This window comes from Streptomyces sp. NPDC101110 (assembly GCF_044759525.1).
Taxonomy (GTDB): Bacteria; Actinomycetota; Actinomycetes; order Streptomycetales; family Streptomycetaceae; genus Streptomyces.
Window position 1 is genome coordinate 322890 of the sequence record NZ_JBIVZM010000005.1, and the last position, 26091, is coordinate 348980.

Genomic DNA, 26091 nt, shown 5'->3' on the forward strand with positions numbered 1-26091 from the left:
CTCTCAGGCGTCCAGGTCCACCCGCACGGTCAGCAGGTCCGTCCCGAGGGCCCGCACCCCCAGGCTGTTGACCCGGGGCAGGCCCCGCAGCCGTGCCACCGGATCGTCCTGCGGCATCGGATGCGCCGTGCCCTCGTGCCACCGGCCGCGGATGCGCACCCGTACCCGCGGATCGGCCTTGATGTTGCGTACGTACTGCGACCGTTCGCCGAACTCCGACACCAGCCAGAAGGAGCCGGAGACGAGGCGCCCGCCCACCGGTGTGCGGCGGGGCAGCCCGGAGACGCGGCCCGTCGTCTCCAGGACCGTCTGGAAGGGGAGACGGCGAAGGATCGGGTTGAGGCGGCGTTGGAAGGCCGTCGTCGCGCGGAACCTCAGGTCGGAGCGGCGGGACATCGTCTGCGGGTCTCCTTCGCACGAAGCTCACACGGATTCTGGCAACGCGGCCTGCTTCAATGATCCCCCACGCGGCAACGAGGAGAGCGGGTGGCTGCGGATGCGGATCGTGACCTGGAACGTGTGGTGGCGCTTCGGGCCGTGGCAGACGCGGCAGAAGGCGATTCTCACGGCCCTGCGGGAGCTGCGGCCCGATGTCGTCGGCCTGCAGGAGGTGTGGGCGGCCGACGGAGAGAACCTCGCCGAGTGGCTCGCCGGTGAGCTGGGCCTGTACTGGGCCTGGGGCGCCTCGCCCGCCCCGGAGCGCTGGCAGCGGCGGATCGGGGACCCCACGGTCGGCATAGGCAACGCCGTGCTGAGCAGATGGCCGGTCGTCGAGCAGGACGTGCTGCCGCTTCCAGCCCCGCCCGAATCGGACGACGGCCGCCTCGCCCTCTACGCCCGCCTCGCCGCGCCCGGCCACGAAGTGCCGTTCTTCACCGCCCACTTCAGCTCCGTGCTGCACGGCTCGGCGGTCCGCTGCGGTCAGGCCGCCGCGCTCGCCGGGTTCGTCGCCCGGCACGTCGGCGACACCCCGTTCCCGCCCGTCGTCACCGGCGACCTCAACGCCTGGCCCGACTCCGACGAGGTCCGCCTGCTCGGCGGCTACAAGACCGCCCCGGCCGTGCCGGGCCAGGTCCTCCTCGACGCCTGGGAGTACGCCGACCCGGCCGCCCCTTCCGCCACCTGGGACGCGGCCAACCCGTACGTCGCGCGCACCCTGGAGCCCAGCGTGCGCATCGACTACATCCACGTGGGCCCGCCGGGCCCCGGCGGAGTCGGCCACGTACGGTCCGTCCGGCGGGCCTGTGCCGCCCCGGTCGACGGGGTGTGGCCCTCCGACCACGCGGCGGTCGTCGCCGACCTGGCGGACACCGATTAGGCGCGTCCCAGGAACACCGGGTTGGTGAACGCCGCCAGCGGCCCGGGCAACGGTCCCGCCGCCGCCTCGTGCCGCAGTTCGGCCCGTACGTACGCCGCGTACGACGGTGTGGTGCGCCACTCGACCACGCCCGAGCCGGAGACCGGCAGCGGGGCGCCGGTGTGCAGGACGCCCTGGTCGGTGACGAGGCGGACCGTGCAGCGCGGGGCGCCGGTGACCTCCAGGCGGACGGTGACCGGGGTGTCGCGGCCGACGGCGAGCCGCTCGCCGATGCCGGCGTGCTCGCCGCGTCCGCCGGAAGCCCGCAGCGACAGCGCGACCCTCGCGGACTCCGCGACGTAGCACCGCCCCGCCCGGATGCCCTCCAGGATCGCCTCCCGGGTGAGGTCGTCGGCCAGGACGACCGTCTGGGGGCTGCCCACCGCGTCCGGGGAGCGGTGGGCGTCGCTGCTGCCCATCGCCGGGAGCCAGCCGCGCCCGTCCCGCACCGACGCCACGAGCATGCCGTCCCAGTCGGCCAGCGCCACCTCGTCGTCGGGCGTGCAGGGGCCGTTCCACACCTCGACGGCGTCCGCCTCGGCGAAGCCGAACTTCCAGTTGCAACCGACGCACGTGGCGTGCGGGTGGGCCGGGACGACCAGGCCGCCGGCCCGGCGGATCTGCCGCGCGAACCGGCCGAAGCGGTTGTCGCGGGCCCGGTAGCGCCAGTCGACGAAGGTGCCCGGGTCGGTGCCCAGCGCCACCACGTGACCGTTGCGCGTGGTGATCTCCTCGCCCAGCATGACCAGCAGGTCGTCCCCGGCCACATCGGCCCAGTGGGCGTGCGCCGCATGCGTGTTGTGCTCGGAGGAGTTGATGAAGTCCAGGCCTGCGGCCCTGGCCAGGTCGCCGATCTCGGCGGGGGTGCGGCGGCCGTCGGAGTGCCAGGAGTGCAGATGGCAGTCGCCCCGGTACCAGGCCCGCCCCCGGCCTTTCGCCCGCTGCGGTGGATACACCGGCCGGGCGGTCTCGCCCGGCTCCCCGTGGGTCAGCGTGATCGTGATCTCGTACGACAGGCCCTGCGGGGCGACGGTGTACGGGCCGAGCGCGATGTGCCAGGTGCCCTCCCGCACCGGGCCGGGGAGGTAGCCGGGCGTCGCGTCGTCCGCCCGTACGAAGAACTCCGTGCGCGCCCCGCCCGACCAGCCCCGGAAGCCCCGTCCGCCCAGCTCGGTGCCGCGCTCGTCGAAGACGCCGATGTCGAGGGCGTTGCCCGCGGTCCCGGCCGGGACGGACGGCCGGTCGTAGGTGTAGGCGACCTTCAGCTCGCGGACCCCGGCCGGGACCTCGACGGGCACGTACACGAAGTCCGGGGAGCCGGGCGGCAGCGTGCCGCGCACGGTCCTGCTCTCCCGGTCCCCGTCGCCCGCTGAAGCGAAGCTCACGCTTCCCAAGGTAAGCGCGGCCGCCGCTCCCGTCACGAACAAGGCGCGCCGGTCGAGCCCGCCGTGGCTGTCCTCGCGCATGCGTCTGCCCCCAGAAGTCGTCGTCGACGTGGCACGGGTGGTGCGGGGTGGTGCGTGTGCACCCTTGTAGCCAGCCGTGAACAGGCGTGCAAGAGAGGAGAATCGGACGGCGGGCGGCAGGAGGCGGCGGTGGGGCGCGGGGCGCAGGCTGTCGGTCATCCCGCGTCCGCACCGGTCATGTGAAAGTCCGACCGGTCGGTATCGACAGTTGGGCCGTCCTCCGGTACAGATACGTCATGCGCATCGCCGTGACGATCTTCCTCACCGACGAGACGATCACCCCGACCCGGCTCGCCCGGGAGCTGGAGGAGCGCGGTTTCGCCGGGCTGTACCTGCCCGAGCACACCCACATCCCCGTCGAGCGGACCACCCCGTACCCGGTGGGCGGTGAGCTGCCGCCCGAGTACGGCCGTACCCTCGACCCGTTCGTGGCGCTCGGCCAGGCCGCCGCCGTCACCGGGCGGCTCGGGCTCGGCACGGGCATCACACTCGTCGCGCAGCACGACCCGATCGACCTGGCCAAGCAGGTCGCGACCCTCGACCACCTCTCCGGCGGCCGGTTCACCCTCGGGGTCGGCTTCGGCTGGAACGTCGAGGAGGCCGCCGACCACGGCGTGCGGTGGAGCACCCGGCGCGAGCTGGTCAGGGACCGGATGGCGCTGATGCGGGCCCTGTGGTCGCGGGAACCGGTCGCCTACGAGGGGGAGTTCGGCAGCGTCCGGGCCAGTTACGCGTTCCCGAAGCCCGTGCGCGAGCCGCGCGGCCCGGTCACCGGCCCGCGCACGCTCGTCGGCGGGGCCGCCGGACCCAGGCTGTTCGCCCACATCAGCGAGTACGCCGACGGGTGGCTGCCGATCGGCGGCCGGGGCCTGGGCGAGGCCCTGCCGCTCCTGCGCACCGCCTGGGCCGACGCCGGCCGTGACCCCGGGGCCCTCCAGGTCGTCCCCTACGCCGTCCACCCCACCGCGGGCAAGCTCGCCCACTACGCCCATCTCGGCATCGAGGAGGTCGTGGCGCAGCTGCCCCCGGCGGGGGAGGCGGAGGTGCTGAAGGCCCTGGACGGCCTCGCCGACCACCTCTGACAACTCGCCTGCGTGACGGTCTCCTTGGCGCTCCCTACTAAACTGCGGGTCAACAAACGGGCCGGGAGCACACCGGTGCGCGGCTGACCACCGCGCGCGAAACGGTGTGAGGGTCCGGCTCAGCGATTCCACGGGGGAGAGTGTCTTGAGGGTTGTCTGGTTTTCCTGGCTCCTGCGTCACTTCACGGAGTACGGATACAGCCAGGGGTTGCTGCGCGCCGCGATCGGCACCACGGCCGTGCTGGTGACCGCCGCGCTGGTCTGGTTCACCCTGCACCGCAACCGACCGGCCGCGATAGCCGCCGCGGGCCTGACCTCGGCCGTCGGCATCGGGTGGCTGGCCTTCCACTGACGGGGCTCCCCCGAGCCTGATCAGCGCACTCGTATGCTCGGAGGATGACGACTCCCGCGACCTCCGGAACCGGCCCCACCGAGAACTCCATGCGTCGCGCCCTGAAACGGGCCAGGGACGGCGTCTCGCTCGACGTCGCCGAGGCGGCGGTGCTGCTCCAGGCCCGGGGGGAGCGGCTGGAGGACCTGTCGGCCTCGGCCGCCCGGGTGCGGGACGCGGGCCTCGAAGCGGCCGGGCGGCCCGGAGTCATCACGTACTCCAAGTCCGTCTTCATCCCGCTGACGCGGCTGTGCCGGGACAAGTGCCACTACTGCACGTTCGTCACCGTCCCGGGCAGGCTGCGCCGTGAGGGCCACGGGATGTTCATGTCGCCCGACGAGGTGCTGGACATCGCCCGCAAGGGCGCCGCCCTCGGCTGCAAGGAAGCCCTCATCACCCTCGGCGACAAGCCCGAGGACCGCTGGCCGGAGGCGCGCGAGTGGCTCGACGCGCACGGTTACGACGACACCCTCGCCTACGTCCGGGCCATCTCCATCCGCATCCTGGAGGAGACCGGCCTGCTGCCCCATCTGAACCCGGGCGTCATGAGCTGGACGGACTTCCAGCGTCTGAAGCCGGTCGCGCCCAGCATGGGCATGATGCTGGAGACCACCGCGACCCGCCTCTGGTCCGAGCCGGGCGGCCCGCACCACGGCTCTCCCGACAAGGAACCGGCCGTCCGCCTGCGGGTCCTGGAGGACGCCGGGCGTTCGTCGGTCCCCTTCACCTCCGGAGTCCTGATAGGCATCGGCGAGACCTACGAGGAGCGCGCCGAGTCGCTGTTCGCGCTGCGGAAGGTCTCCCGGGCCTACCACGGCGTGCAGGAACTGATCATCCAGAACTTCCGCGCCAAGCCGGACACCGCGATGCGCGGCATGCCCGACGCCGAACTCGACGAACTGGTCGCCACGGTGGCCGTCGCCCGCCTCCTCATGGGCCCGAGCGGCAACATCCAGGCCCCGCCCAACCTCGTGGACGACGAGTACGAGCGGCTGATCCGCGCCGGCATCGACGACTGGGGCGGCGTCTCCCCACTCACCATCGACCACGTCAACCCCGAGCGCCCCTGGCCGCAGATCGAGCAGCTCGCCGAGAAGTCCCGGGCGGCCGGTTTCGAGCTGCGTGAACGGCTGTGCGTGTACCCGGAGTTCGTGCGCCGCGGCGAGCCCTGGCTGGACCCCCGGCTGCGTCCGCACGTGGCCGCCCTGGCCGACCCGGAGACCGGCCTCGCCCGCCCCGGCGCCCTGCCGGCGGGTCTGCCGTGGCAGGAGCCGGAGGAGGTCTTCACCGCGTCCGGGCGCACCGACCTGCACAGCTCCATCGACACCGAGGGCCGTACGTCGGACCGCCGGGACGACTTCGACGAGGTGTACGGCGACTGGGGCGCCCTGCGCGAGGCCGCCGCCCCGGGCATGGCCCCCGAGCGCATCGACACCGACGTACGCGAGGCCCTGCGCACGGCCGCCGACGATCCGACGAGGCTCACCGACGAGGAGGCCCTGGCCCTGCTGCACGCGGACGGCCCGGCGCTGGACGCCCTCGCCCGGGTCGCCGACGACGTGCGGAAGTCCGCCGTGGGCGACGACGTCACCTACATCGTCACGCGCAACATCAACTTCACCAACGTCTGCTACACCGGCTGCCGTTTCTGCGCCTTCGCCCAGCGCCGCACCGACGCCGACGCCTACACCCTCTCCCTCGACCAGGTCGCCGACCGGGCCCAGCAGGCCTGGGACGTGGGCGCGGTGGAGGTGTGCATGCAGGGCGGCATCCACCCGGACCTGCCCGGCACGGCGTACTTCGACATCGCGCGGGCCGTGAAGGAACGCGTCCCGGGCATGCACGTGCACGCCTTCTCACCGATGGAGGTCGTCAACGGCGCGACCCGCACCGGCATGTCGGTCCGCGAGTGGCTGACCGCGGCCAAGGAGGCGGGCCTGGACACCATCCCGGGCACGGCCGCCGAGATCCTCGACGACGAGGTGCGCTGGGTCCTCACCAAGGGCAAGCTGCCCGCCGCCGACTGGATCGACGTCGTCACGACGGCCCACGAGCTGGGCATCCGCTCGTCCTCGACGATGATGTACGGCCATGTCGACCAGCCGCGGCACTGGCTCGGGCACCTGCGCACGCTGGCGGGCATCCAGCAGCGCACCGGCGGGTTCACGGAGTTCGTGACGCTGCCGTTCGTGCACACCAACGCGCCGGTCTACCTCGCCGGGATCGCCCGCCCGGGGCCGACCGTGCGGGACAATCGCGCGGTGACGGCCATGGCCCGGCTGCTGCTGCACCCGTACATCCCCAACATCCAGACCAGCTGGGTGAAGCTCGGCACCGAGGGTGCCGCCGAGATGCTCCGCTCGGGCGCGAACGACCTCGGCGGGACGCTCATGGAGGAGACCATCTCCCGCATGGCGGGCTCGTCGTACGGCTCGTACAAGTCCGTGAAGGACCTGATCGCGGTGGCGGACGCCGCGGGCCGGCCGGCCCGGCCCCGGAACACCCTCTACGGCGAGGTCCCCGAGGAGCGGCAGCGGGCGGCGACGGCGTCGGACGGGCACCTGCCGGAGCTGCTGCCGGTGCTCGACTGACCGGTGCTCGACCGGCTGGTACTCGACCGACTGGTACTCGACCGGGTGGTGTTCGACCGGCCGGTGCTCGACTGAGTGGGATTCGACCGGCCGGTGCGCAAAGCGGCCGGTGGTCTACTGGCTCCCGGCGTCCGCCGGTTCGTGCGCCGTCAGGGTGCGGCCTGCCGTGGTGCCGGGGGCCGCCGGGGGCGGTGCGGGCCTGCCCCGGCCCAGCAGGAGCAGCAGCAGGCCGAGGGAGCAGGCGACGGCCGGCCAGTAGACGTACCGGTAGTCCGTCGCGGGCATGATCGGCAGGTAGCCGAGGACGTAGGCCGCCGAGCTGACGCCCAGCGCCCGGACGGGCATCGCGAACACACCCCGGCCGGGACGGATCGTCAGCACCAGCGCGACGGCGAGCCAGAACCAGCCGCGGAACAGCCACGGCAAATCCTGTGCCGTGCCCTTGACGTAACGGCCGAGCATCTCCTCCAGACGTGGGTGCGCCACCTCGGCGCCCAGGTCGTTGCGGGTGATCCCGGCCTTGTACGGGTAGTCGGTCTCGAACAGCAGGGTCGTGAAGAGCAGCAGCCGGTACTGGAGGTACTGCGGCACGTGCCCGCTCATCTCCCGCAGCCACAGGGACGTGATCTCGCCCGAGTCGCCGCGCAGCCCGTCGGCCGGGCGGCGGTAGCAGGCCCAGTAGGCGTCGGAGAGGGCGCCGACGCGTTCGCACTCCCGCGCGGAGGCCACGAGCCGGTCCCGCAGGGCGGGTGACACCTCCGCCGAGCGCAGTTCGTCCACGCTCAGCACATGGACGAGGTCGTCGAGCATGATCTGCGCGCCCTGCTTGGTCTGCAGCGGCGCGGCGAACAGTGAGATGGCGGTGGTGGGGACGACGAGCGCGGCCGCGAGCGCCGCCGTGCACGTCACCCACGTACGGCGCCCGGGGGTGCCCCACAGCGCGAGGACCAGCATGACGAAGACGGGGATCGCGGCGAGGAAGGCGTTCTTGCGCACCAGCATGGCGTAGGCGAGGAACAGCACGCCGAGCCCGAGCAGGCCCCAGCGCACGGCGGGCCGGGGGCCGCGGTCCCGCATCAGCAGGCCGGTGAAGGCGACCGCGCAGGCGGCGAGCAGTGCGACCGCCGCGTGCACGTCCTTCCACACCACCCCGGCGAATGTCAGGACGTACGGCAGCAGCCCGAGTCCGAGCACGGCGAGCGAACCGCCCCGGCTCGCGGTGAGCCGCCACACGCAGTGGGCCAGTACCCACAGTGCCGCCCAGAAGAGGAAGGACTGCAGAACCAGCATGGACGTGATCGAGCCGGTCACCGCGATGAGCGCCCGCCACACCAGGGCGAGCACGGGCGGGTGCCAGTCGGTCAGCGGGGTCATGCCCCGGGCCTGCCGCAACTGGTCGAGGCTGTCGGGACTCAGATAGCCGGGGGCGAAGACGAGGACCGTGGCCGTCCAGCACACCGCCGCGACGGCGGCCAGCCCCCAGGTCCAGTGCTGCCGCTCCCGCCGCACCCATCCCTTTTGTTCCATATGCCGGATGCTAATGGTTCGGTGGGGGGCGGCCGGCCGGGGAGCGACGAAGACGAAACGCCGGTAGGCGTAGAAGCGGAACAGGGTCGCGAGGACCCAGCCGGTGATGCGAGCGGTGTTGTCGCTGAGAGCCGAGTCCAGCCCGAGCAGCTGCCGGGAGGCGAAGACCGTGCCCGCGGTGATGGCGAGCCCGACCCCGTTCGCGACGAGGAACAGCGCCAGCTCGTGGGCCACCTTCTCGCGGTGCCGGCCGCGGTAGGTCCAGTAGCGGTTCCCGACCCAGCTGAAGAGTGCGGCGACGGCCGTCGCGACGACGGAGGCCTGCACGGGGGCGGTCCGCATCACCCCGCCCGCCGCCCCGCCGGGCACGCCGAAGACGAGCAGGTTGTACCCGCCGTTGTCGACCACGAAAGCCAGGACCCCGACGACACCGAACTTGGCGGCCTCGCGCCAGATGCCCTTGATGGCGTCACGCGCCCGCAGCGTCACAGACTCGAGGACCGGCACACGGCGAGCGTAGCGACCCGGCGTGCCCCATCCGGTCAGGCGCGCTCATATCGCATGATGTCCGACTATATGAGGTGCTGATGTATGAGGTGCTGACGGTGTGCGGGAACCGGTCGAGTGAGGAGTGGTCGTGGAACCGACGATCGCGTGTGTCGTGCCGTGCCACAACGAAGAGGCGGCCGTCGGCAAGGTCGTCCGCGACCTGCGCACGGCCCTGCCCGAAGCCGTCGTCTACGTGTACGACAACGCCTCCACCGACCGGACCGTGGAGGTCGCCCGGGCGGCCGGCGCGATCGTCCGGCAGGAGACCCGCAAGGGCAAGGGCAACGTCATCCGCCGTGCCTTCGCCGACGTCGACGCCGACGCGCTGCTCATCATCGACGGCGACGACACCTACGACGCCTTCCGAGCCCGGGACCTGGTGGACCTGCTCTTCGAAGGCCCGTACGACCAGGTCGTCGGCGCCCGCCGGGTGACCGTCGACGGGGCCTACCGGGCCGGGCACGCGGTCGGCAACAAGCTGCTCACCGGGGCCGTGCGGGCCCTGTTCGGCAACGACGTCACCGACATGCTCAGCGGCTACCGGGTCTTCTCACGCCGCTTCGTGAAGTCGTTCCCGGCGCTGGCCCGCGAGTTCGAGACCGAGACCGAGATGACGATCCACGCGCTGCACCTGCGGCTGCCCACCGCCGAGGTCCTCACCGACTACCGCGTCCGGCCCGCCGGCGGCGAGAGCAAGCTGCGCACCTACCGGGACGGCTGGCGCATCCTGCGGGTCATCCTCGACCTGGCCCGGCGCGAGCGCCCGTCGCTGGTCCACACCGTGCTCGCGGGCGTCCTCGCCCTGGTCTCGCTCGTCCTCGGCATCCCCGTCATCGCCGACTTCATCGAGACGGGCACCGTGCCCCGGGTGCCCACGGCGATCCTCGCCGCCGCGATCATGACCATCGCGGCCCTGGTCCTGCTCGTGGGCTACATCCTCGAATCCCTCATGCACATGCGCCAGGAACAGACCCGCCTGGTCCACCTCTCCTACGCGGCCCCGCTGCGCACCCCGCGCTACGCCGCCCGGGGCGCGGGCACGGGCCCGGTCCCGGTCCGCAAGACCGCCGGGGACCCCTGAGGGATCCGAGGGGCGGCGGGTGCGCAGTACGATGATCGGAACCCCGCTTCGCTGCGGGGTCCCGTGACTGAGGAGATGCGTGCCGGTGCCTGCCCGACTTCCTTCGTGGGCCTGGGTGACCGGGCTGACCGTGGGAGCGATAGCCGCGGTGACGGTCCTGGGCGTGCGGGCGGACCAGGGCTCGCACCCCACCGCCACCTCGGCCGAGCCGAGCAGCACGGCCTCGGCGCAGCCCACCCCCACGGCTTCGGCGCCCACGCGGGTGCCCGACGGCTCCGGCACCGGCCGGCGCGTCGTCTACTCGCTGGGCGAGAAGCGGGTGTGGCTGGTCGACGCGAGCGAGGCGACCCGCCGGACGTTCACCGTCTGGCCCGGCTCGGTCAGCCCCGACCCCGGCCGCTACACGGTGTCCTCGCGCAACCCGGCCACGACCGGCTCGGACGGCGTCCAGATCGAGCACATTCTGTATTTCACCGCGAAGGACGGGGTCTCCGTCGCCTTCTCCAACGCGGTCGACGGCGCCTCGCCGCCGCCCGCCGCCTCCGGTGGGAAGACCGGCGGGGTCCGGATGAAGAAGGCGGACGGCACGGCACTGTGGACGTTCGGCACGGTCGGCACGACCGTGACCGTCGTCAGGTAGCGGGGGTCTCCGTCCGGGGGCCCGACAGCTGGTTGACGATCAGCACGACCCCGCTGAACAGGAAGATCCGGGTCGCCGCGTCCAGCCCGTTCCAGTTCTCCGACTGCCACATCGAGAACCACTCGCCGCCGATCGCGATGAACCCGGCCCCGAACAGCAGCATGACCATCAGCAGCCCGTAGCTGGACATCCGTCGGGCCCGCAGGTCGTCGCGGCGGACCCACAGCCAGCTGCCGTATATGAGGACCAGTGCGGCGAGAGTCTCCCAGACGATGATCCCGACGTAGGCGGCGTCCTGCAGCCCGCGGTTCGTGACGGCCCGCCACATCAGGTCCTCGTCCTTGAACGTGGTGTCCATGGCCAGCACATGACGGACGAACTGCTGATTGGTCCCGAAGTCGGTGATGTTCCCGAAGGCGACGAGCGCCATGTAGAGAGCGATGGTCGCGGTGAGCAGGGTGGCGGCGAGCGACAGCGTGCCGCGTGAAGTGGAGGTGGCCATGACCGTCATTCTTCCCGATGTACGCCTGCCCGCAGGGGAGTTGGGAGCCCGCTCGGTGCAGTACCCGGCCATGCCCTAAGTGCCGTAAATCTATGGGTGATTCCGGAAGCGGGCGACATGTTCGAATGTGTGACGCCTAGGATCCCCCGGGACTTCAGGGGGGATGAATGACCGCTGGTGGCAGTGCCGTTCCTGTTCCTGGCCCAACGAGAAACCCCGACGACGAGGAGGGAAGGGGACCCGGGAGCGCCCCGGCCGGCCTGCTGCGGCGGATGGCTGCCAGAAGCGACACGTTCATGCGGGGGCTTCAACGGCGTATCCGCAAACCCGGCCGCATCCTCCTCCTGATCTACGGCCTGCTGCTCGGGTACGTCGGCCTCACGGACGTCTACGGCGGCCTGGATCTCGGCGCGAAGATGGTCGGAGTCCTCCTCACGGTCGCCGCCGGCGTCATCGTCGGCAGCTGTGCCGCTGCCCTCGCTTCCGCTGCGCCCCCTCCCCGGAGCCGGCTTCTCCCAGGACACGTGGCCACGATCCTGATCAACAGCTGGATCATTTCCCGGGTTCTCTCCGATTTCGCGGTGCAACCCGTCCTGGTCATGACCGCGGTGGTCGTGACCAGTGCGACCCTCCTGGCTCTCTGCCTTGCGTGGGGCGACGTACGTGACAGCCCCGCCGGGCCGCAGCCTTCTCCAGCCCCGCCCCAGGCGACGTCGTCCGACGAGCAGGCAAGATCGACGGTGCTCGGTGCCGTGATCGCAGCGGTGGGTGCCCTTCTGGCGGCGTCCTTCACCGTCCCGCAGTTCTACTACTCCGCGCTGTACGAGCCCTCCCAGGAGCAGCCGGTCGTGCAGGCGGAGGCCGGCATCGAGAGCATCGAACGGCGGGAGCACGGCGTCGAGCTCACGGTGGAGATCACGCTGGAGAACAAGGGGAAGACCCCTGTCACGATGCTCACGTCGCTGTATGAGATCACGGGGACGGATCTGGAGAGCCCCGCCGCCCCCGAGGAGTCCGAGTACGGGGAGATCGTCGGCGACAATTGGGGTTCTCCTGCCAGGATGAGCCCCGATTTCGGATACGCGGACCCCGAGCCCATCCAAGTCGGCCCGGTTGGAGAGGACTTCGCCTGGATCGGCCCTGACGAGGAGCTGCACGCCACCCTGGTCGCGCGTGTCCCCGAGGAAAAGGACTACTCCCTGTACCGGATCTCGGTGGATGTCGCCGTGGCGAGGGCGGACCGGGTGGAGATCGAGAGCCGGACGGGTTCCTCGCGTCGGACCATGACGTGCGAGGGCACTCGCATTGCACAGGACCGCCGTCCGCTCACTCACCGAGGCACCTTCGACCGGCTGACCGAAAGCAAGCGAGAACTTGTCACCTACTGGGTTCTCAGTGGCGAGAAGGGCTGGGAGTCACCCTGGTGGCCGCCGTTCCCGTGGAACGGAGTGTCGATCGAGCATGCGGGCCACGGCTGCGACCATGCCTTGAGCCCGGATGACGACGGCTTGGAGAACGAAGCCATGGTGGGCTGGACCAGCACGGTCGCGGAAGCATGGAGGCCGCCGGACTAGCCCTGAGGGCGGACCGACCTCAAGAACCCGGACCAGGCACCGCCGGTGAACGACAGTTGGGCGCCGTCCTTGTTCTTGGAGTCGCGGATGTGGATGGCGAGTCGGGGGGTGGGGGATATGGCGGCTTCGACGCAGTCGGCGTCGTCGTTGCCGCTGTAGCTGCTCTTGAACCACCTCGGCGGGGTGGGTGTCATGTCTCTTCTCCCAGTACTTTCTCGATGAAGGCTCGCGACTCCCGGGGCGAGAGGGCCTGCGCCCGGATCATTCCATAGCGCATTTCCAGGACTTGGACATCCCTTGGGTCACTGACGACTCGGTCGTGCAACTGGCCCGCCGAGTGCCCGAGGGTCTTGCCGTCCCGCAGCTTCAGCACCCGAAACGGACCCATCAAGCACGCATGCTCCTCCCGGTCCGTCGGCATGACCTGGATCGATACGTGCCTCAACCCCGCTACCTCAAGCAGGTGTTCGAGCTGGCCTCGTAGGACCATCCTGCCTCCGATGGGCCGCCGAAGCGTCGCCTCTTCCTGGACAAACGTGAGGAGCGGCCGGGGTACCTTCTCAAAGACGGCTTTCCGGGCCATACGGGCGGCGACGAGCCGCTCGATCTCCTCCTCGGTGTACGCCGGCCGCCGCATGGCGTACAAGGCGTGCGCGTACTCCGGCGTCTGGAGCAGGCCGTGAATGTGCAGACCGGCGTAAGCCCCGAGTTCGACGGCGTCGTCCTCCAGCCTGGTCAGGTCCCGCACCTTCTTCGGATACCGAGCCCTCTCCACGTCCTCCCTCATCGCGGAGATCTTGCCGCCCGCGCCCAGCACCTCATCCGCCTTGTCGAGAAAGTCTGGTTTGGGGATGCGCCGGGCCCGCTCGACGGACGAGACCATCTCCTCCCCGTAGCCGATGGCCGAACCCAGCTCCGTCTGCTTGAGCCCGGCGGCCTCGCGCCACATCTTGATCTGCCGTCCGACCGTCCGCAGCACGGCCGCGGCTTCCTCGTCCTCCATGCGTTCCCCTCCTGACGTACGGGCCGTACGACCCCACCACGCGTCCGGACAGTCACGCTCCGTACCGAGGTCGTCGCTGTTCAGGGTAGGTACGGACGAGCACGCTGGGTGACATGAGTCAGAAATCCCCCACGCGAACCCCGCCGCACACCCGGCATTTCGGAGTGCAGCTGTCCACCACTCGAAGAGGTGCCCGACTGGCCCGGCTGCTCACCGAACGCCGGCTCGACGAGTGGGGAGAGTCGCACGAGGCCGCCGCGCAGGTCGTCGCGGAGCTGGCGTCCAATGCCGTCCGGCACGGGCGGGTCCCGGGCCGGGACTTCCGGCTGCGGCTGAGGCTCGGCCCCGACCGCACGCTGCGCATCGAGGTCACCGACGCGCGGGGCGACCGGCTCCCGCGGATCCCGGACCCGGGGGAGGAGGACGCGGAGGGCGGCAGGGGCTTGCGCCTCGTCGAGGCGTACGCGGACCGCTGGGGGGTGGCGGACGCGCCGGCCGGTGCGAAAACGGTGTGGGCGGAGCTGGTGCCGTAGGGCCCGGTCCTCGAAGGGGCCCACCGGTCCCGTTCGATTACAGTGCTGGGCGTCGTACGTGTGGACGGTCCCTGGGAGGTCGAGGTGGGTGCGACTGCCGGCGCCGTCTGGGGCCGTACGGAGCAGCAGGACTTCCGCAGCCGGGTGCGGGGGACCCTGCTCGGCGTGGCCGTGGGGGACGCCCTCGGGACGCCGGTCGACGGGCTGACCATGCAGGGGATCCGGGAGGCGCACGGGGCGGAGGGCCTGGTGGACCTGGCCCCCGCCTACGGCAGACGCGGCGCCGTCACGCATCTCACACAGCTCACCCTGTTCTCCGTCGACGGGCTGATCCGGGCCCAGGTCAGACGGGACACCGGCGCCTGGCACCCGCCCACCGACCTGCACCGGGCGTATCTGCGCTGGGCCGCGACCCAGCGCGACTGGGGGCCCGACGAGCGCCGCAAGGAAGACGGGTGGCTGGCGCGGGAGGAGTGGCTGTACGCGCGGCGGGACCCGAGCCGTGCCCTGCTGCTGGGGCTCGGCGACGAGACCATGGGGACGCCCGAGGCACCCAAGAACCCCGGTGAGGCAGGGCCCGAGCCCGCGGCCCGGTCCGCCCCCTTCGGGCTGCTCGTGGGCTGGGAGCCGCAGCTGGTCGCCCAGCTCGCCGTCGAGTGCGCCGCGCAGACCCACGGCCATCCCACGGCCTCGCTCGCGGCGGGCGCGTACGCCGTGCTCGTGCACGCGCTGGCGCTGGGCGAGAGCCTCGACGCCGCCGCGCAGCGGACACTGGCGCTGCTGGCCGCCCGGCCCGGGCACCAGCCCGTGTCGGACGCGCTGCAGCACGCGCTGGGCGCCGTGCGGCAGGGCATGCCCGGCCCGGAGCGGGTGGCCGAGCTGAGCGGTGCGGGTACGGCCGAGGGGCTCGTCGCCGCCGCCGTGTACTGCGCGCTGGTCGCGGCCGACGTGCGGCACGGGCTGTGCCTCGCGGTGAACCAGGACGGCCCGTCCGCCGCCACCGCCGCGCTGACCGGCGGCCTGCTGGGCGCCCTGCACGGCGAGACGGCCCTGCCGCCGGCCTGGCTGGCCGAGCTTGAGGGCCGTCCCACGATGCTGGAGCTGGCCGACGACTTCGCCATGGAGATGACCCAGGGGCCCGCACTGCACGGGCCCGCAGGGTCGTCGCCGGGCTGGCTCGCCCGATATCCGAGAGCGTGAGCCCGCCCGGTCCCGGACCGTCGCCCCGGGTCCACGGCCGTCGTGTCAGTCCTTGACGGTGGTCCGCACCACGTCGCCGGAGGGGCCGGCCGGTGCCGGGACCCCGGCCGCCGCCGTCCCGTCGCCGTCCGTGTTGATCTTCTCGATGAGCGCCAGCCGCTCCGGTGTGTCCTCCGGCCGGATGCAGCCGACCAGGACGTACAGCACCAGCGACACGGCCAGCGGGATCGACACCTGGTACTGGAGCGGCACGCCGCCCTCGACGTTCCAGTTGATCGGGTAGTTCACCAGCCAGAACGCGAGCAGGCCCATCGACCAGCTGACCAGGGCCGCCGTGGGGCCGGAGCGGCGGAACGCGCGCAGCAGGCCCAGCATCATGGGGATCGCCATCGGGCCCATCAGGCCGGCCACCCACTTGATGACCACCGTGATGATGTCCTTGAACGCGGGGGAGTTGACCTGGGTCGCCGCCGCCATGGACAGGCCGAGGAAGACGACCGTCGCGATCCGGGCGACCCGCAGGCCCTGGCTCTGGTTCCACGCCCGGGCCCGCGCCCAGATCACCGGCGCGCAGTCCCGGGTGAAGACGGCCGCGATGGCGTTGGCGTCGGAGGAGCACATGGCCATGGTGTGCGAGAAGAACCCGACGATGACCAGGCCCAGCAGGCCGTGCGGGAGGAGCTGTTCGGTCATCAGGGCGTAGGAGTCCGAGCCGTCCGGCTTCTGCGACTCGACCAGCAGCGGCGACATCCACATGGGGAAGAACAGCACCAGCGGCCAGACCAGCCAGAGGATCGCCGACAGGCGCGCCGACCGCTCGGCCTCCTTGGCGTTCGGCGTGGCCATGTAGCGCTGGGCCTGGTTGAGCATGCCGCCGTTGTACTCGAAGAGCTTGATGAAGAGGAACGCCAGCAGGAACACCGTGCCGTACGGGCCGACCAGCGGTTCCTCATGGCCCTGTAGCTCGGGCGAGTCCCACACGCCGAAGAAGCCGCCGTGGTCGTCGAGGCGTACGAACACCGCCACGAACATCGCGATGCCGGCCAGCAACTGGATGATGAACTGGCCGAGTTCGGTGAGTGCGTCCGCCCAGAGGCCGCCGATCGTGCAGTAGACCGCCGTGATGCCGCCGGTGATGAGGATGCCCTGGTTGAGGGAGATGCCGGTGAAGACGGACAGCAGGGTGGCGATGGCGGCCCATTTGGCGCCCACGTCCACGATCTTCAGCAGCATCCCGGACCAGGCCAGTGCCTGCTGTGTCTTCAGGTCGTAGCGGTTCTTCAGGTATTCCAGCGGGGAGGCGACGTGGAACCGGGAGCGCAGCCGGTTGATGCGCGGGGCGAACAGCTTCGACCCGATGGCGATGCCGAGGGCGATGGGGAAGGACCAGGTGACGAACGACGTGACGCCGTAGGTGTAGGCGATGCCCGCGTACCCGGTGAACATCACCGCGCTGTAGCCCGACATGTGGTGCGAGATGCCGGACAGCCACCAGGGCATCCTGCCGCCGGCGGTGAAGAAGTCGCTGACGTTGTCGACGCGTTTGTGCGACCAGACGCCGATCGCGACCATCACGGCGAAGTAGCCGATGAGCACGGCCCAGTCGAGACCGTTCATGTGCGCCCTCCCAGGGATCAGCCCGGCGCTCATCGTGGGCGCTGCCGCGTGAACACGACAAGTCAGGGTAAGGTCAAAGGGAGGTAAAAATGTTCGAAGTGATGGCCTCAGTTCACTCATATGAACTCAGCGCATCAGCTCCCCGGCGTTGACCAGCAACGACTGTCCGGTGATCGACCGTGCCCGGTCCGATGCCAGGAACACCGCCGCGTCGGCGACGTCGGCGTCCGTGGCCAGCTCGGGCAGCGCCATCCGCCCGGTCAGCCGCTCCAGGACCGTCTCCTCGGGCACGCCCTCCGACTGGGCCGAGAACTGCACGTACGCCTGCACCGGCGGCCCCCACATCCAGCCGGGCAGCACCGTGTTCACCCGGATCCGGTGCGGCCCGAGCTCCCGGGCCAGCGAGTACATCGCACTCGTCAGCGCCCCCTTCGACGCCGCGTACGCGGTCTGCCGCACCTGTGAGGGGGCGGCCACCGCCGACTGCGTCCCGATGAACACGACGGATCCGCCGGCCTCCTTGAGTGACGGCAGACAGGCCCGGGTCATCCGCAGCGTGCCCAGCAGGTTCACGTCCAGCACCGACCGCCAGGACTCGAAGTCGGCGTCCTCCAGTCCGCCGAAGTAGCCGTCGAGCGCCGCCACGTGCACCACCGCGTCGATCCCCCCGAACCGCTCCCGCGCCAGCCCCGCCAGCGCCTCGCACTGCGCCTCGTCACGGATGTCCGTGACCCGGTACGCGGTGCTCACCCCATCGGGATCGGCCTCGGCGGCCGTCTTCGCCAGACTCGCCTCCGTACGGGCCCCGAGCACGGCACGCCCGCCGTCCCGTACGACCGCCGCCGCGACCTGCCGCCCGAGCCCGGCCCCGACCCCCGACACGACGACCGTCTTCCCCGCGAGCAGTGACATGGCAGGACCTCCCCGGACCGGAACCCTGGCGCTCTATCTGACGGAGCGTCAGAGTATGGGTCAGTCACCGACGAAGGGGAAGGGCATGAGCGAGGACACCCGCAGCGAGCTGTACGCCGAACTGGCCGCCGTCGGCCCCTACGGCACCCACCCCGGGCACGCCCTCATCACCATGGTCGAGCCGCATCCCGGCCACGAGTACGCGTACAACCGCTGGTACGAGGACGACCACTACTACGCCGGCGCGATGGCCATGCCCTGGATGTACGCAGGCCGCCGGTGGGTGGCGACCCGCGATCTCCAGCTGCTGCGCTACCCCGAGAAGTCGGCCGTCGCCCAGCCGGTCACCACCGGCTGCTACCTCTCCACGTACTGGATCACCGACGGCCGTTACGACGACCACATGCGCTGGACGGTCGCCGTCAACAAGCGCCTCAACCGGGACGCCCGCGTCTACCACGACCGCACGCACGTCCTCACGGCGTTCCAGAACCACGAGGCGACGGTCTACCGCGACGGAGCGGCCGGCCCCCGGGACGTCCACGCCCTCGACCACCCCTACGCGGGGCTGGTCCTCCAGGTCGTCGAGGCGGACGAACCCGGGCAGCGCACCCCGCTCCTGGAGTGGCTGCGCACCCGCCACCTCCCCCGGCGCCTGGCCGGCTCCCCGGCCGCGCTGGTGACGGTCTTCCGCCCGACGCCCCTGCCCGGCGACCGCATGACGTACGTCAAACAGGTCGAGGGCGTCGACACCCGCCTGACGCTCCTGTGGTTCCTCCAGACCGACCCGAGGGAATGCTGGGACCCGTTCTTCACCGGCCTCGACCGGGCGGTGACCGAGTCGGGCCTCGGCAGGGTGGAGCTGGTGGCCCCGTTCATCCCGACGGTGCCCGGCACGGACACGTACGTGGACCTGCTGCGCTGAGGGTCAGCGCAGCTCCTCCGGACACGGCGTACCCCGCGGGAGCTGGTACGGCGCCGCCAGCCGGTACGTCCCGGCCTTCGGGGCCAGCAGCTCCGTCCACTTGTCGCCCTGCGCGTCCTCCTCCGTCTCCGCCAGACAGCCGTTGACGTTCACGTACGTCTTCGGCTCGTCCTCGGGAAGGCTCCGGGACTCCTCGGTCTCCTGCGGCGGCTTGAGGCTCTTGCCCTCCGCGTCGACGATGCTCAGCCACGGCGAGTACGGGATGCGCACCAGGATCCGGCCCGGCTTCTTCACCTGGAGGACCATCTCGCCCTGTTCGGCCCGGTCGACCACCGCGTTCGGCTCGGCCAGCGGGGTCGGGGCGGTCACCCTGAACAGCTGCCAGGTGGCGTCACCCCAGATCTGGGTCAGATACGGCAGCCCGCGCCGCACCAGCGCCCGCTCCCGCTGCCCCCCGTCACCGTCCGGCTCGCCCTTCGGCAGCACGACGTAGTGCACCGCCCAGCGCTTCAGCCACTCGTGGTAGTTCGCCGAGTTGAGCGTGTCGTCGTAGAAGAGGGGGTTGCGCTCCATGTCCGCCTGGCGGTTCCAGCCGCGGGCCAGGTTGACGTACGGGGCGAGCGCGGACGCCTCGCGGTGGGAACGCGCGGGGACCACCTCGACCCGGCCCTTCTCGGCACCGACCTCCTGCAGTTCGTTGACCAGCGGCGCGAGCTCACGCGACCAGGACGCCGCCGGGGCCGTGTGCACGATGTCGTCGACCGTCTTGAAGCCGATCCACACCCCGAAGCCGCACAGCGCCACCACGGCCGCGTACCACTTGCGGCTGCGCGGCACCGTGAAAGGCAGCGCGGCGACCAGCGCGACCCCGGCGAACAGCATCGCCAGCCGCGTGATGTTCGACCCGATCTGGGAGCTGATCAGCCACACCAGCACGACCCCGAGGCCGTACACCGCGGCCGTGAGCCGGACCGTCTTCCACTCCTGCGGCACCAGCACGTAGGCCAGGACGGAGAACGCGAGCGGCAGCAGCACCGAACCGATCACCATCGGCTGCGTGCCCGAGAACGGGAACAGCCACGCCGACACCGCCACCACGGCGGTCGGTGCCAGGCCCAGCGCCCACGCGCCCGGCCGCCGCTTCTGCAGGAACAGCGCCACCGCCACCAGGCCCACGAACAGGCCCGCGACCGGCGACGCCATGGTGGCCAGCGCGGCCAGCGGCGCCGCGCTCAGCGCCTTCGCCCAGCGCTTGTACCGCCACCGGTAGGGCCAGCAGAACACGACGGCGACCGCGCCGAGCGCGAACATCATGCCGAGACCGAACGTCACCCGCCCCGACACCGCGTTGCAGAACAGCCCGAACACGCCCGCCAGCGACGCCCACAGCGGGTTGAGGACCGAGCGGCTGCGCAGCAGGAGCAGGGTCAGCAGACCGGCCGAGACCGTCCCCGCGATCATCATCGTGGTGCGCACGCCGAGCACCGACATCAGATACGGCGACACCACGCTGTACGAGACCGGGTGCATCCCGCCGTACCAGGCGAGGTTGTACGCCGAGTCCGGATGCCGGCCGACGAACTCGGCCCACGCGTCCTGCGCGGCCAGATCGCCGCCGCTGTTCGCGAACGTGAAGAACCAGAGGATGTGCAGCGCCGCGGCGAGCCCCGTGATGGACAGCACCGGGTGCCGCAGCATGCGCTCCCGCAGCGCCAGCACGGCAGCGGGCCACTGGAACCCCGTCTCGCCCTCTCCGGACGCGCTCCCTGCGGACGGGCTGTGTTCGGAGGGGCTGTGTCCGGACGGGCTGTGCTCGGCGAGTCCGGCTTCGGACGGGCTGTGCTCAGCGAGTCCGGCTTCGGACACGGTGACGTCCGGCGCCGGGGCGTCCGGTGTCCCTACCTCTTGTGCGCCGGCTTCCGGTGTTCTGGCTTCCGGCGCTTCGGGCAGGCGTATTCGCGGGCCCGGTACCGAGCCCGGTTCGGCGTCGTCTGCGCGTGTCGGCTCCGCAGTGGCCACTCGAAGGCACTCCCCGTGTCCCGTCTTCTGTTCTCGCTTCGCCACAGCGCCTGCGCGAGCGGCGGCATGTCCCGATTCGGGACGCTAGCACGCACCCCGCCGGGCGGCGCCCGGACGGGCCGTCACCGGCGGGGTGCGGTGGGGCGGGTCGTGCCCCGGGTCAGCCGATGCGCGTGAGCTTGGCCCCGAAGCCCGGCTCCGCCAGGTCCTTCTGGAGGGCGACCGGGACCTTCACGGCACTGGTGGTTCCGTCACCGACGGTCAGTGTGCCCACCTTGGTGCCGGCCTTCGCCGTGTGCGGCAGGTCACCCCCGGCGAACGTCAGCTTGACCGACAGGCCCGCCCAGCCGACGGCCGTGACGTCCTCGGTGACGGCGACCGGCGTGCGGCCGCCGAGACCGTCGTCGGCGTACCCGACGACGTCGCCCTTCTTCAGGATCGTCGCCGACTCCAGCGCACCCTGCGCGGCCCGGATCAGCTTGTCGCCCTCGTGCAGCGCCGCGCCCAGGATCGTGTTGTCCGGACCGCCGGCGGGCTGGCGCACGACCGCGCCGATGATCCGGTGGGTCTCGCCGTCGACGTCCTTCTTGGCCGCGAAGACGAGGTTGCCGAGCGCCGAGGTGGTGGTGCCGGTCTTGATGCCGGTGACGTCGTTGGAGCCGACCAGACGGTTCCAGTTGTCGTGCTTGGTGCCCTTGTAGTCGACGTACGACATCATCGCCGCGACCTCGCGGAACGCGGGCTGCTGCATGGCGGCCTTGGCGAGCTTCACCTGGTCCACGGCCGTGGAGACGGTCGTGTTGTTCAGGCCCGACGGGTCGGTGTACGTCGTGTTCTTCATGCCGAGGTCCTCGGCGGCGTCGTTCATCTTCTGCACGAAGGCCTTCTCGGACCCCGCGTCCCAGCGGGCGAGCAGCCGCGCGATGTTGTTCGCGCTCGCGATAAGGATGCTCTCCAGGGCCTCACGTTCGGTGATGCTGTCGCCCTTGGTGACGTCGACGGTGGACTCCTGGCCGGCGTCGGACTGGTCCTGGGCGGCCTGGTCGATGTCGATCTTCGGACCCTTCTCACCGCTCTTGAGCGGGTGCTCGCGCAGGATGAGGTAGGCGGTCATGACCTTGGCGACACTCGCGATCGGGACGGGCTTCTGCTCGCCGGAGGACCCGAAGGTGCCGATGCCCTGGACGTCGAGCGCGGCCTGGCCGTCGGCGGGCCAGGGGATGCCGACCTTGCCGCCCTCGAAGGTGTAGCTGTCCTCGGCGGTGAGTTCCAGGGTGGGCGAGGGGAGCGGGCGGAAACTCTGCACGACCGCGAAGACGACCACCAGCAGCAGCACCAGCGGCGTCCAGATCTTCACCCGCCGGGCCGCCGTGCGGAGGGGGGTCTCCGGGGGCGGCGGGGTGTTCGTCAGCTCGGCCAGCAGGTCCAGCGGCGGCTTGGGCGGCAGGGGTTGCTGCGTGGTCCGCTCGGGGCCGACGGTGGGGACGGGCGCGGTGGCCTCCGCCGGGGCGGGCGGCTTCCGGGTCGCCGGGTCGTCCGGGTGCTTGAGCGCGACGAACTTGCTGGTCCGCTCGGCGTCCCGCTCCGAAGCGCCGCCCTTGGGCGCGTCCTTCTCCGGAGCGGCCGTCTTCTCGGCGTCCGCCTTCGGGGCTGCTGCCTTCCGGGCGTCCGTCTTCGGGGCGGCCGGGTTCTGGGCGTCCGTCCTCGGGGCGGCTGTCTTCCGGGCGTCCGGCTTCGGAAGGTCCGACTTCGGGAGGTCCTTGGCCCCGCCCCCGAGCTTCAGCATGGTGGTGGGCTGATCGACCGGGGGCCGCAGCGTCTTGAAGACGGCGGTGGGCTGGTCGACGGGGGGAGCGGCGGGAACGTCGTCCCCCCGCTCCTCACCGCCGTTCGGGGTCTTGCCCGAGCCGGACGCGCCCACAGCGGCACCGGCGACTCGGCCGTCCTTCGGGGTCTTGCCCGAGCCGGACTCGTCCTCGGCGGTGCCGTCGGCCGGGTCGTCGTCCTCGGCGTCGTCGCTCTCGCCGTCGGCGTCGGTCGCGCCGTCGGCGGCCTTCGCGGCGGCCGCGGTGGCGGCGTCCTCGGCCTTCGGCGCGGCCTTGGTGCCGGCGGAGACGCGCGGGTCCGCAGGCGCGCGGCCCTTGCCGTCGGCCCGCTCGGCAGCGTTGTCGTCGCCGTCGTCCTCAGCGGCCTCGGGCGCGGTCCTGTCGCTCACTGCGGCACCGGCGGCCTTTGTGGCCTTGCCCGTCCCGGACCCGCCCTTGGCGGCGCCGTCGGCCGGGGCGTCGTCCTCGGTGTCGGCGGCCTCGGGCGTCGTCTCGGCGGGCCGCTCGTCCCGCTTCGTCTCGGTGTCCGCGCCGTCCGCGCCGTCCCCGCCGTCCGCTGTGGCGGAACGGTCCGCCTCTGTGCCGTCGGCATCCACCCGGTCCGTCTCGGGGCCCTCGGAAGCCGATCCCGCGGCTTCCCGGCCGTCCTCGCCGCCCGCGCCCGCTCCCGAAGCCTCGGGCTCGTCCTGCCCGTCCCGGGCGTCCGTGACGGCCCTCTCGGACTCCTCGGTCTTCTCCGCGCGCTCGGCCTCAGGAACCTCGTCGTCGGCCCCGGCGGCAGTCTCCTGCTCACCGTCCGCCGACGCGACCCAGGCGGCCACGGCATCCCGCAGCCGCCCGTCACTGCCCCCGGCGTCGGGCCCCTCGGCGGAACCCGCGCCGGCCGCCGCGTCCTCGGCGCCCGAGTCGCTGTCGGTGCTGTCGGCGTCCTCGGCGCGCTGCGCGTCCGCGTCGGCCTCCGGCCGTTCGGTGTTCTTCGGGTCCTCCGCCGTCCGCGTGGACAGCACGCGGGTCGCCGTATCGGCGCCGCCTCGCGTGGAGGACTTCTCCGCGTCCCGGGCCACCGCGAGCCGCGGGTCGGCGGCTTCACTCCTGGCTTCCGGAACCGGACTCGCGCTCCCCGACGTCCTTCGTGCCGACGACTCGCGCTGCTTCGACCTGTCGGGGGACTCGCCCGCCACCGATGCCTCCTCCTCGCGCCGCTGCTCCCCGCGTGCGCGTACCGAACCGTGAACCGCCGCCCGTGACACCGCCCCGGCGCTGTCCGAACCATCTACCAGTGTCCTGTGTGCGGGCCAAACCCATCCGGTAGACGAGAACGACATACCTACTGGTTCCACTACGAACCGGTCACGCACCCTCGACAGACCAATGTGAGAGGGGTCACCCTGTCTTTCATCCACGCGGGGAGGCATGGATGGGCAGGAGCCGCAGAACACTTCCGGAGGAGCTTCTGCTGCTGGCGTTGGACCCGACCACGGGTACCACTGCACAGCCGCAGTCGCTCGACCTCGGTCTGGCCGGAGCACAGCTAGTAGAGCTGGCGCTGGCCGGACGGATAGCCCCAGACGGGGATCGTATCGCCGTGGTGGCACCACGGCCGACTGGAGATCCGACACTGGACTGCGCGTTGGAGTTGCTGCGAAGGCGTGGCGCTCCCGTGCGTGCCGTCCACTGGATCGGCGGGCCGCGTCTCGGGCTGCGCCAGACCTACCTCTCGCATCTGGAGCGGTGCGGCATGGTGCATGCCGTGGCCGGACAGATGTGCGGAGTGCTGCCGACGACTCGCTACCAGGCGACGGACACCGAGATCAGCCGGGAGATCAGGGCCCGGCTGGACTCCGCGATCCGCACCGGCGTCCCGCCGGACCCGCGGACCGCGGCACTCGCCGCCCTCGCGCACGCGGTCGGCCTCGGCAAGCACCTGTACCCGGGCAACGAGGGACGTTCCTCTCGCTCCCGGCTCAGGGACCTGATCAGGCACGACCCCATGGGCGGTCTCGTCGCGCACGCGGTGATGGACGTCCAGAACGGCGTCGCGGCCCAGCCGCGCCGCAGCCCGGCACCGTCCGGCCGTCAGGCCGCCGGCGGAGCCAGGCCCGCGACGGAACCCGCCCGAGGCGTTCCGATGCAACCGCGCCACGGATCCATGGCGCGCGCCGTGGCCCACTGAGCCGCGCCGCGCCCGCACGACCTACGACCGGCACACGCACCACGGGACCCACGAACCCGGTCACGGGAGCCGCTGTCCGAGCGGGGCGGAGAGAGCGCATTCTCTCCGCCCCGCTCGGCGTGCCGTGTCCGAACTGGCGTGGACCCGTCGCATATCCACCGTTTCCCAGCGGTAGTAAGCACCTTGGTGGCAGTCTGCTCAACAGCAGATACGCAAAGTAGAGGCACGCAGCCGGAGGTGCACGTCCCGTGGCGTCCAATGTCAATCCCACCGTCAGGCGGCGCCGGCTGGGCCAGGAGCTCCGCAGGCTCCGTGAGCTCAAGGGCATGACGGCCGAAGAGGTGGCCGAGCGACTGCTGGTGTCGCAGTCGAAGATCAGTCGGCTGGAGAACGGCCGGCGCAGCATCAGCCAGCGCGACGTCCGCGACCTGTGCGGGGTCTACGAGGTCGAGGACCAGCGCATCGTCGACTCGCTGATGCAGATGGCCAAGGACTCCCGCCAGCAGGGCTGGTGGCACGCCTTCGGGGACATCCCCTACAGCGTCTACATCGGCCTGGAGACGGACGCCGAGTCGCTCCGGGTCTACGAACCCCAGATCATCACCGGCCTGCTGCAGACGCGGGCGTACGCGGAGGCCATCATCCGCGGCGGCTCGCCCGAGGCCTCCGAGGCGGACAACGACAAGCGCGTCGAGGTCCGGCTGCGCCGGCAGGGCCGGATCACCGCCGAGACCGAACCGCTGCGCCTGTGGGTGGTCCTGGACGAGGCGTCCCTGCACCGGGTCGTCGGCAGCCGGCCGGTGATGCGCGAGCAGCTGGAACACCTCATCGAGATGTCGCAGCTGCCCCACATCACCGTGCAGGTGCTGCCGTTCGAGGTCGGCGCGCACGCCGGCATCAACGGCCAGTACTCGATCCTGGAGTTCGCCGACGCGGCCGACTCCAGCGTCGTCTACATCGAGGGCGTCACCAGCGACCTGTACCTGGAGAAGCCGCTGGACGTGCAGAAGTACACGGTGATGTACGAGCACCTGCGCGCCCAGTCGCTGAACGTGGACCAGTCCCGGCAGCTCATCGAGCGCGTGGCGAAGGAGTACGCGCGCTGAGCCGCCGCCGGAGGATG

22 protein-coding genes are annotated in these 26091 nt (G+C 71.5%); 12 read left to right on the forward strand and 10 right to left on the reverse strand.

Annotation, left to right across the window (positions count from 1 at the left end; genetic code table 11):
- Positions 1 to 3 precede the first annotated feature (3 nt).
- Entirely contained in the window at positions 4 to 396 is a 393-nt protein-coding gene (locus ACIQU3_RS13960) for a nitroreductase/quinone reductase family protein (protein ID WP_403732597.1), read from the reverse strand.
- Between the two features lie 100 nt (positions 397 to 496).
- Here ACIQU3_RS13960 and ACIQU3_RS13965 point away from each other — a divergent pair, with 100 nt between their 5' ends.
- Entirely contained in the window at positions 497 to 1318 is an 822-nt protein-coding gene (locus ACIQU3_RS13965; RefSeq protein WP_403925038.1) for an endonuclease/exonuclease/phosphatase family protein, read from the forward strand.
- Here the strand turns inward: ACIQU3_RS13965 and ACIQU3_RS13970 are convergent.
- Complete coding sequence (locus tag ACIQU3_RS13970) at positions 1315 to 2823, reverse strand: CehA/McbA family metallohydrolase (RefSeq protein ID WP_403925041.1); 1509 nt, start codon at positions 2821 to 2823, stop codon at positions 1315 to 1317. The genes ACIQU3_RS13965 and ACIQU3_RS13970 overlap by 4 nt on opposite strands.
- 236 nt (positions 2824 to 3059) lie before the next feature.
- On the opposite strand from ACIQU3_RS13970, the gene ACIQU3_RS13975 reads away from it, so the two are divergent.
- The 3 genes from ACIQU3_RS13975 to ACIQU3_RS13985 all read left to right on the forward strand — a co-directional run bounded on the left by ACIQU3_RS13975 (position 3060) and on the right by ACIQU3_RS13985 (position 6887).
- Positions 3060 to 3905 (forward strand): LLM class F420-dependent oxidoreductase, encoded by an 846-nt coding sequence (locus ACIQU3_RS13975; RefSeq protein WP_403732606.1) that lies wholly within the window; start codon positions 3060 to 3062, stop codon positions 3903 to 3905.
- Positions 3906 to 4050: 145 nt separating this feature from the next.
- Entirely contained in the window at positions 4051 to 4257 is a 207-nt protein-coding gene (locus ACIQU3_RS13980; protein ID WP_403732611.1) for a hypothetical protein, read from the forward strand.
- Between the two features lie 44 nt (positions 4258 to 4301).
- Positions 4302 to 6887 (forward strand): bifunctional FO biosynthesis protein CofGH, encoded by a 2586-nt coding sequence (locus ACIQU3_RS13985; protein WP_403925044.1) that lies wholly within the window; start codon positions 4302 to 4304, stop codon positions 6885 to 6887.
- A 114-nt stretch (positions 6888 to 7001) separates the two neighbouring features.
- Here ACIQU3_RS13985 and ACIQU3_RS13990 read toward each other — a convergent pair whose 3' ends face one another.
- Complete coding sequence (locus ACIQU3_RS13990; protein ID WP_403925047.1) at positions 7002 to 8921, reverse strand: GtrA family protein; 1920 nt, start codon at positions 8919 to 8921, stop codon at positions 7002 to 7004.
- 124 nt (positions 8922 to 9045) lie between these two features.
- Here ACIQU3_RS13990 and ACIQU3_RS13995 point away from each other — a divergent pair, with 124 nt between their 5' ends.
- Positions 9046 to 10044 (forward strand): glycosyltransferase family 2 protein, encoded by a 999-nt coding sequence (locus ACIQU3_RS13995; RefSeq protein WP_403732620.1) that lies wholly within the window; start codon positions 9046 to 9048, stop codon positions 10042 to 10044.
- A gap of 85 nt (positions 10045 to 10129) precedes the next feature.
- Positions 10130 to 10684, forward strand: coding sequence for a hypothetical protein (locus ACIQU3_RS14000; RefSeq protein ID WP_403925049.1), 555 nt, complete (start codon positions 10130 to 10132; stop codon positions 10682 to 10684).
- On the opposite strand, the gene ACIQU3_RS14005 is transcribed toward ACIQU3_RS14000, so the two are convergent.
- Entirely contained in the window at positions 10677 to 11186 is a 510-nt protein-coding gene (locus tag ACIQU3_RS14005) for a DUF2165 domain-containing protein (RefSeq protein ID WP_403925052.1), read from the reverse strand. The two genes, ACIQU3_RS14000 and ACIQU3_RS14005, sit on opposite strands and share 8 nt — an antisense overlap.
- Before the next feature lie 272 nt (positions 11187 to 11458).
- Between ACIQU3_RS14005 and ACIQU3_RS14010 the strand changes: the two genes are divergently transcribed.
- On the forward strand, positions 11459 to 12760 hold the full coding sequence (locus ACIQU3_RS14010) for a hypothetical protein (protein WP_403925055.1): 1302 nt from the start codon (positions 11459 to 11461) through the stop codon (positions 12758 to 12760).
- Here ACIQU3_RS14010 and ACIQU3_RS14015 read toward each other — a convergent pair.
- Both ACIQU3_RS14015 and ACIQU3_RS14020 read right to left on the reverse strand, forming a co-directional pair.
- Positions 12757 to 12954, reverse strand: coding sequence for a DUF397 domain-containing protein (locus ACIQU3_RS14015; RefSeq protein ID WP_403925058.1), 198 nt, complete (start codon positions 12952 to 12954; stop codon positions 12757 to 12759). The two genes, ACIQU3_RS14010 and ACIQU3_RS14015, sit on opposite strands and share 4 nt — an antisense overlap.
- Positions 12951 to 13763 (reverse strand): helix-turn-helix domain-containing protein, encoded by an 813-nt coding sequence (locus tag ACIQU3_RS14020; protein ID WP_403925061.1) that lies wholly within the window; start codon positions 13761 to 13763, stop codon positions 12951 to 12953. The genes ACIQU3_RS14015 and ACIQU3_RS14020 overlap by 4 nt, the downstream gene beginning before the upstream one ends.
- A 113-nt stretch (positions 13764 to 13876) precedes the next feature.
- On the opposite strand from ACIQU3_RS14020, the gene ACIQU3_RS14025 reads away from it, so the two are divergent.
- Together ACIQU3_RS14025 and ACIQU3_RS14030 are read left to right on the forward strand one after the other, a co-directional pair.
- Positions 13877 to 14296: an ATP-binding protein gene (locus ACIQU3_RS14025; RefSeq protein ID WP_403732646.1), complete on the forward strand. Its 420-nt coding sequence runs from the start codon at positions 13877 to 13879 to the stop codon at positions 14294 to 14296.
- Between the two features lie 84 nt (positions 14297 to 14380).
- The gene (locus tag ACIQU3_RS14030; protein WP_403732649.1) at positions 14381 to 15496 is read left to right on the forward strand and encodes an ADP-ribosylglycohydrolase family protein; all 1116 of its coding nucleotides are present in this window, start codon (positions 14381 to 14383) and stop codon (positions 15494 to 15496) included.
- 45 nt (positions 15497 to 15541) lie between these two features.
- Here the strand turns inward: ACIQU3_RS14030 and ACIQU3_RS14035 are convergent, their stop codons facing one another.
- Positions 15542 to 17113, reverse strand: coding sequence for a sodium:solute symporter family protein (locus ACIQU3_RS14035; protein WP_403925064.1), 1572 nt, complete (start codon positions 17111 to 17113; stop codon positions 15542 to 15544).
- Between the two features lie 126 nt (positions 17114 to 17239).
- Positions 17240 to 18025 (reverse strand): SDR family oxidoreductase, encoded by a 786-nt coding sequence (locus tag ACIQU3_RS14040; RefSeq protein ID WP_403732656.1) that lies wholly within the window; start codon positions 18023 to 18025, stop codon positions 17240 to 17242.
- 85 nt (positions 18026 to 18110) lie between these two features.
- Here ACIQU3_RS14040 and ACIQU3_RS14045 point away from each other — a divergent pair, with 85 nt between their 5' ends.
- Positions 18111 to 18950 carry a hypothetical protein gene (locus ACIQU3_RS14045; RefSeq protein WP_403732659.1) on the forward strand — a complete coding sequence of 280 codons (840 nt, stop codon included), beginning with the start codon at positions 18111 to 18113 and terminating at the stop codon, positions 18948 to 18950.
- A 3-nt stretch (positions 18951 to 18953) separates the two neighbouring features.
- Here the strand turns inward: ACIQU3_RS14045 and ACIQU3_RS14050 are convergent, their stop codons facing one another.
- Both ACIQU3_RS14050 and ACIQU3_RS14055 read right to left on the reverse strand, forming a co-directional pair.
- The gene (locus ACIQU3_RS14050; RefSeq protein WP_403925066.1) at positions 18954 to 20969 is read right to left on the reverse strand and encodes an MFS transporter; all 2016 of its coding nucleotides are present in this window, start codon (positions 20967 to 20969) and stop codon (positions 18954 to 18956) included.
- A gap of 160 nt (positions 20970 to 21129) precedes the next feature.
- A complete protein-coding gene (locus ACIQU3_RS14055) occupies positions 21130 to 23976 on the reverse strand; it encodes a D-alanyl-D-alanine carboxypeptidase (protein ID WP_403732668.1) in 2847 nt (948 codons plus the stop codon).
- A 236-nt stretch (positions 23977 to 24212) separates the two neighbouring features.
- Here ACIQU3_RS14055 and ACIQU3_RS14060 point away from each other — a divergent pair, with 236 nt between their 5' ends.
- A complete protein-coding gene (locus ACIQU3_RS14060) occupies positions 24213 to 24968 on the forward strand; it encodes a GPP34 family phosphoprotein (protein ID WP_403732671.1) in 756 nt (251 codons plus the stop codon).
- Between the two features lie 248 nt (positions 24969 to 25216).
- Complete coding sequence (locus ACIQU3_RS14065) at positions 25217 to 26074, forward strand: helix-turn-helix transcriptional regulator (RefSeq protein WP_053672886.1); 858 nt, start codon at positions 25217 to 25219, stop codon at positions 26072 to 26074.
- Positions 26075 to 26091: the final 17 nt, after the last annotated feature.

Coding starts and splice junctions, on each gene's coding strand:
- ACIQU3_RS13960 (WP_403732597.1), bottom strand. CDS start 396: ATGTCCCGCCGCTCCGACCTGAGGTTCCGCGCGACGACGGCCTTCCAA.
- ACIQU3_RS13965 (WP_403925038.1), top strand. CDS start 497: ATGCGGATCGTGACCTGGAACGTGTGGTGGCGCTTCGGGCCGTGGCAG.
- ACIQU3_RS13970 (WP_403925041.1), bottom strand. CDS start 2,823: ATGCGCGAGGACAGCCACGGCGGGCTCGACCGGCGCGCCTTGTTCGTG.
- ACIQU3_RS13975 (WP_403732606.1), top strand. CDS start 3,060: ATGCGCATCGCCGTGACGATCTTCCTCACCGACGAGACGATCACCCCG.
- ACIQU3_RS13985 (WP_403925044.1), top strand. CDS start 4,302: ATGACGACTCCCGCGACCTCCGGAACCGGCCCCACCGAGAACTCCATG.
- ACIQU3_RS14005 (WP_403925052.1), bottom strand. CDS start 11,186: ATGGCCACCTCCACTTCACGCGGCACGCTGTCGCTCGCCGCCACCCTG.
- ACIQU3_RS14010 (WP_403925055.1), top strand. CDS start 11,459: ATGGCTGCCAGAAGCGACACGTTCATGCGGGGGCTTCAACGGCGTATC.
- ACIQU3_RS14015 (WP_403925058.1), bottom strand. CDS start 12,954: ATGACACCCACCCCGCCGAGGTGGTTCAAGAGCAGCTACAGCGGCAAC.
- ACIQU3_RS14020 (WP_403925061.1), bottom strand. CDS start 13,763: ATGGAGGACGAGGAAGCCGCGGCCGTGCTGCGGACGGTCGGACGGCAG.
- ACIQU3_RS14025 (WP_403732646.1), top strand. CDS start 13,877: ATGAGTCAGAAATCCCCCACGCGAACCCCGCCGCACACCCGGCATTTC.
- ACIQU3_RS14035 (WP_403925064.1), bottom strand. CDS start 17,113: ATGAACGGTCTCGACTGGGCCGTGCTCATCGGCTACTTCGCCGTGATG.
- ACIQU3_RS14040 (WP_403732656.1), bottom strand. CDS start 18,025: ATGTCACTGCTCGCGGGGAAGACGGTCGTCGTGTCGGGGGTCGGGGCC.
- ACIQU3_RS14045 (WP_403732659.1), top strand. CDS start 18,111: ATGAGCGAGGACACCCGCAGCGAGCTGTACGCCGAACTGGCCGCCGTC.
- ACIQU3_RS14060 (WP_403732671.1), top strand. CDS start 24,213: ATGGGCAGGAGCCGCAGAACACTTCCGGAGGAGCTTCTGCTGCTGGCG.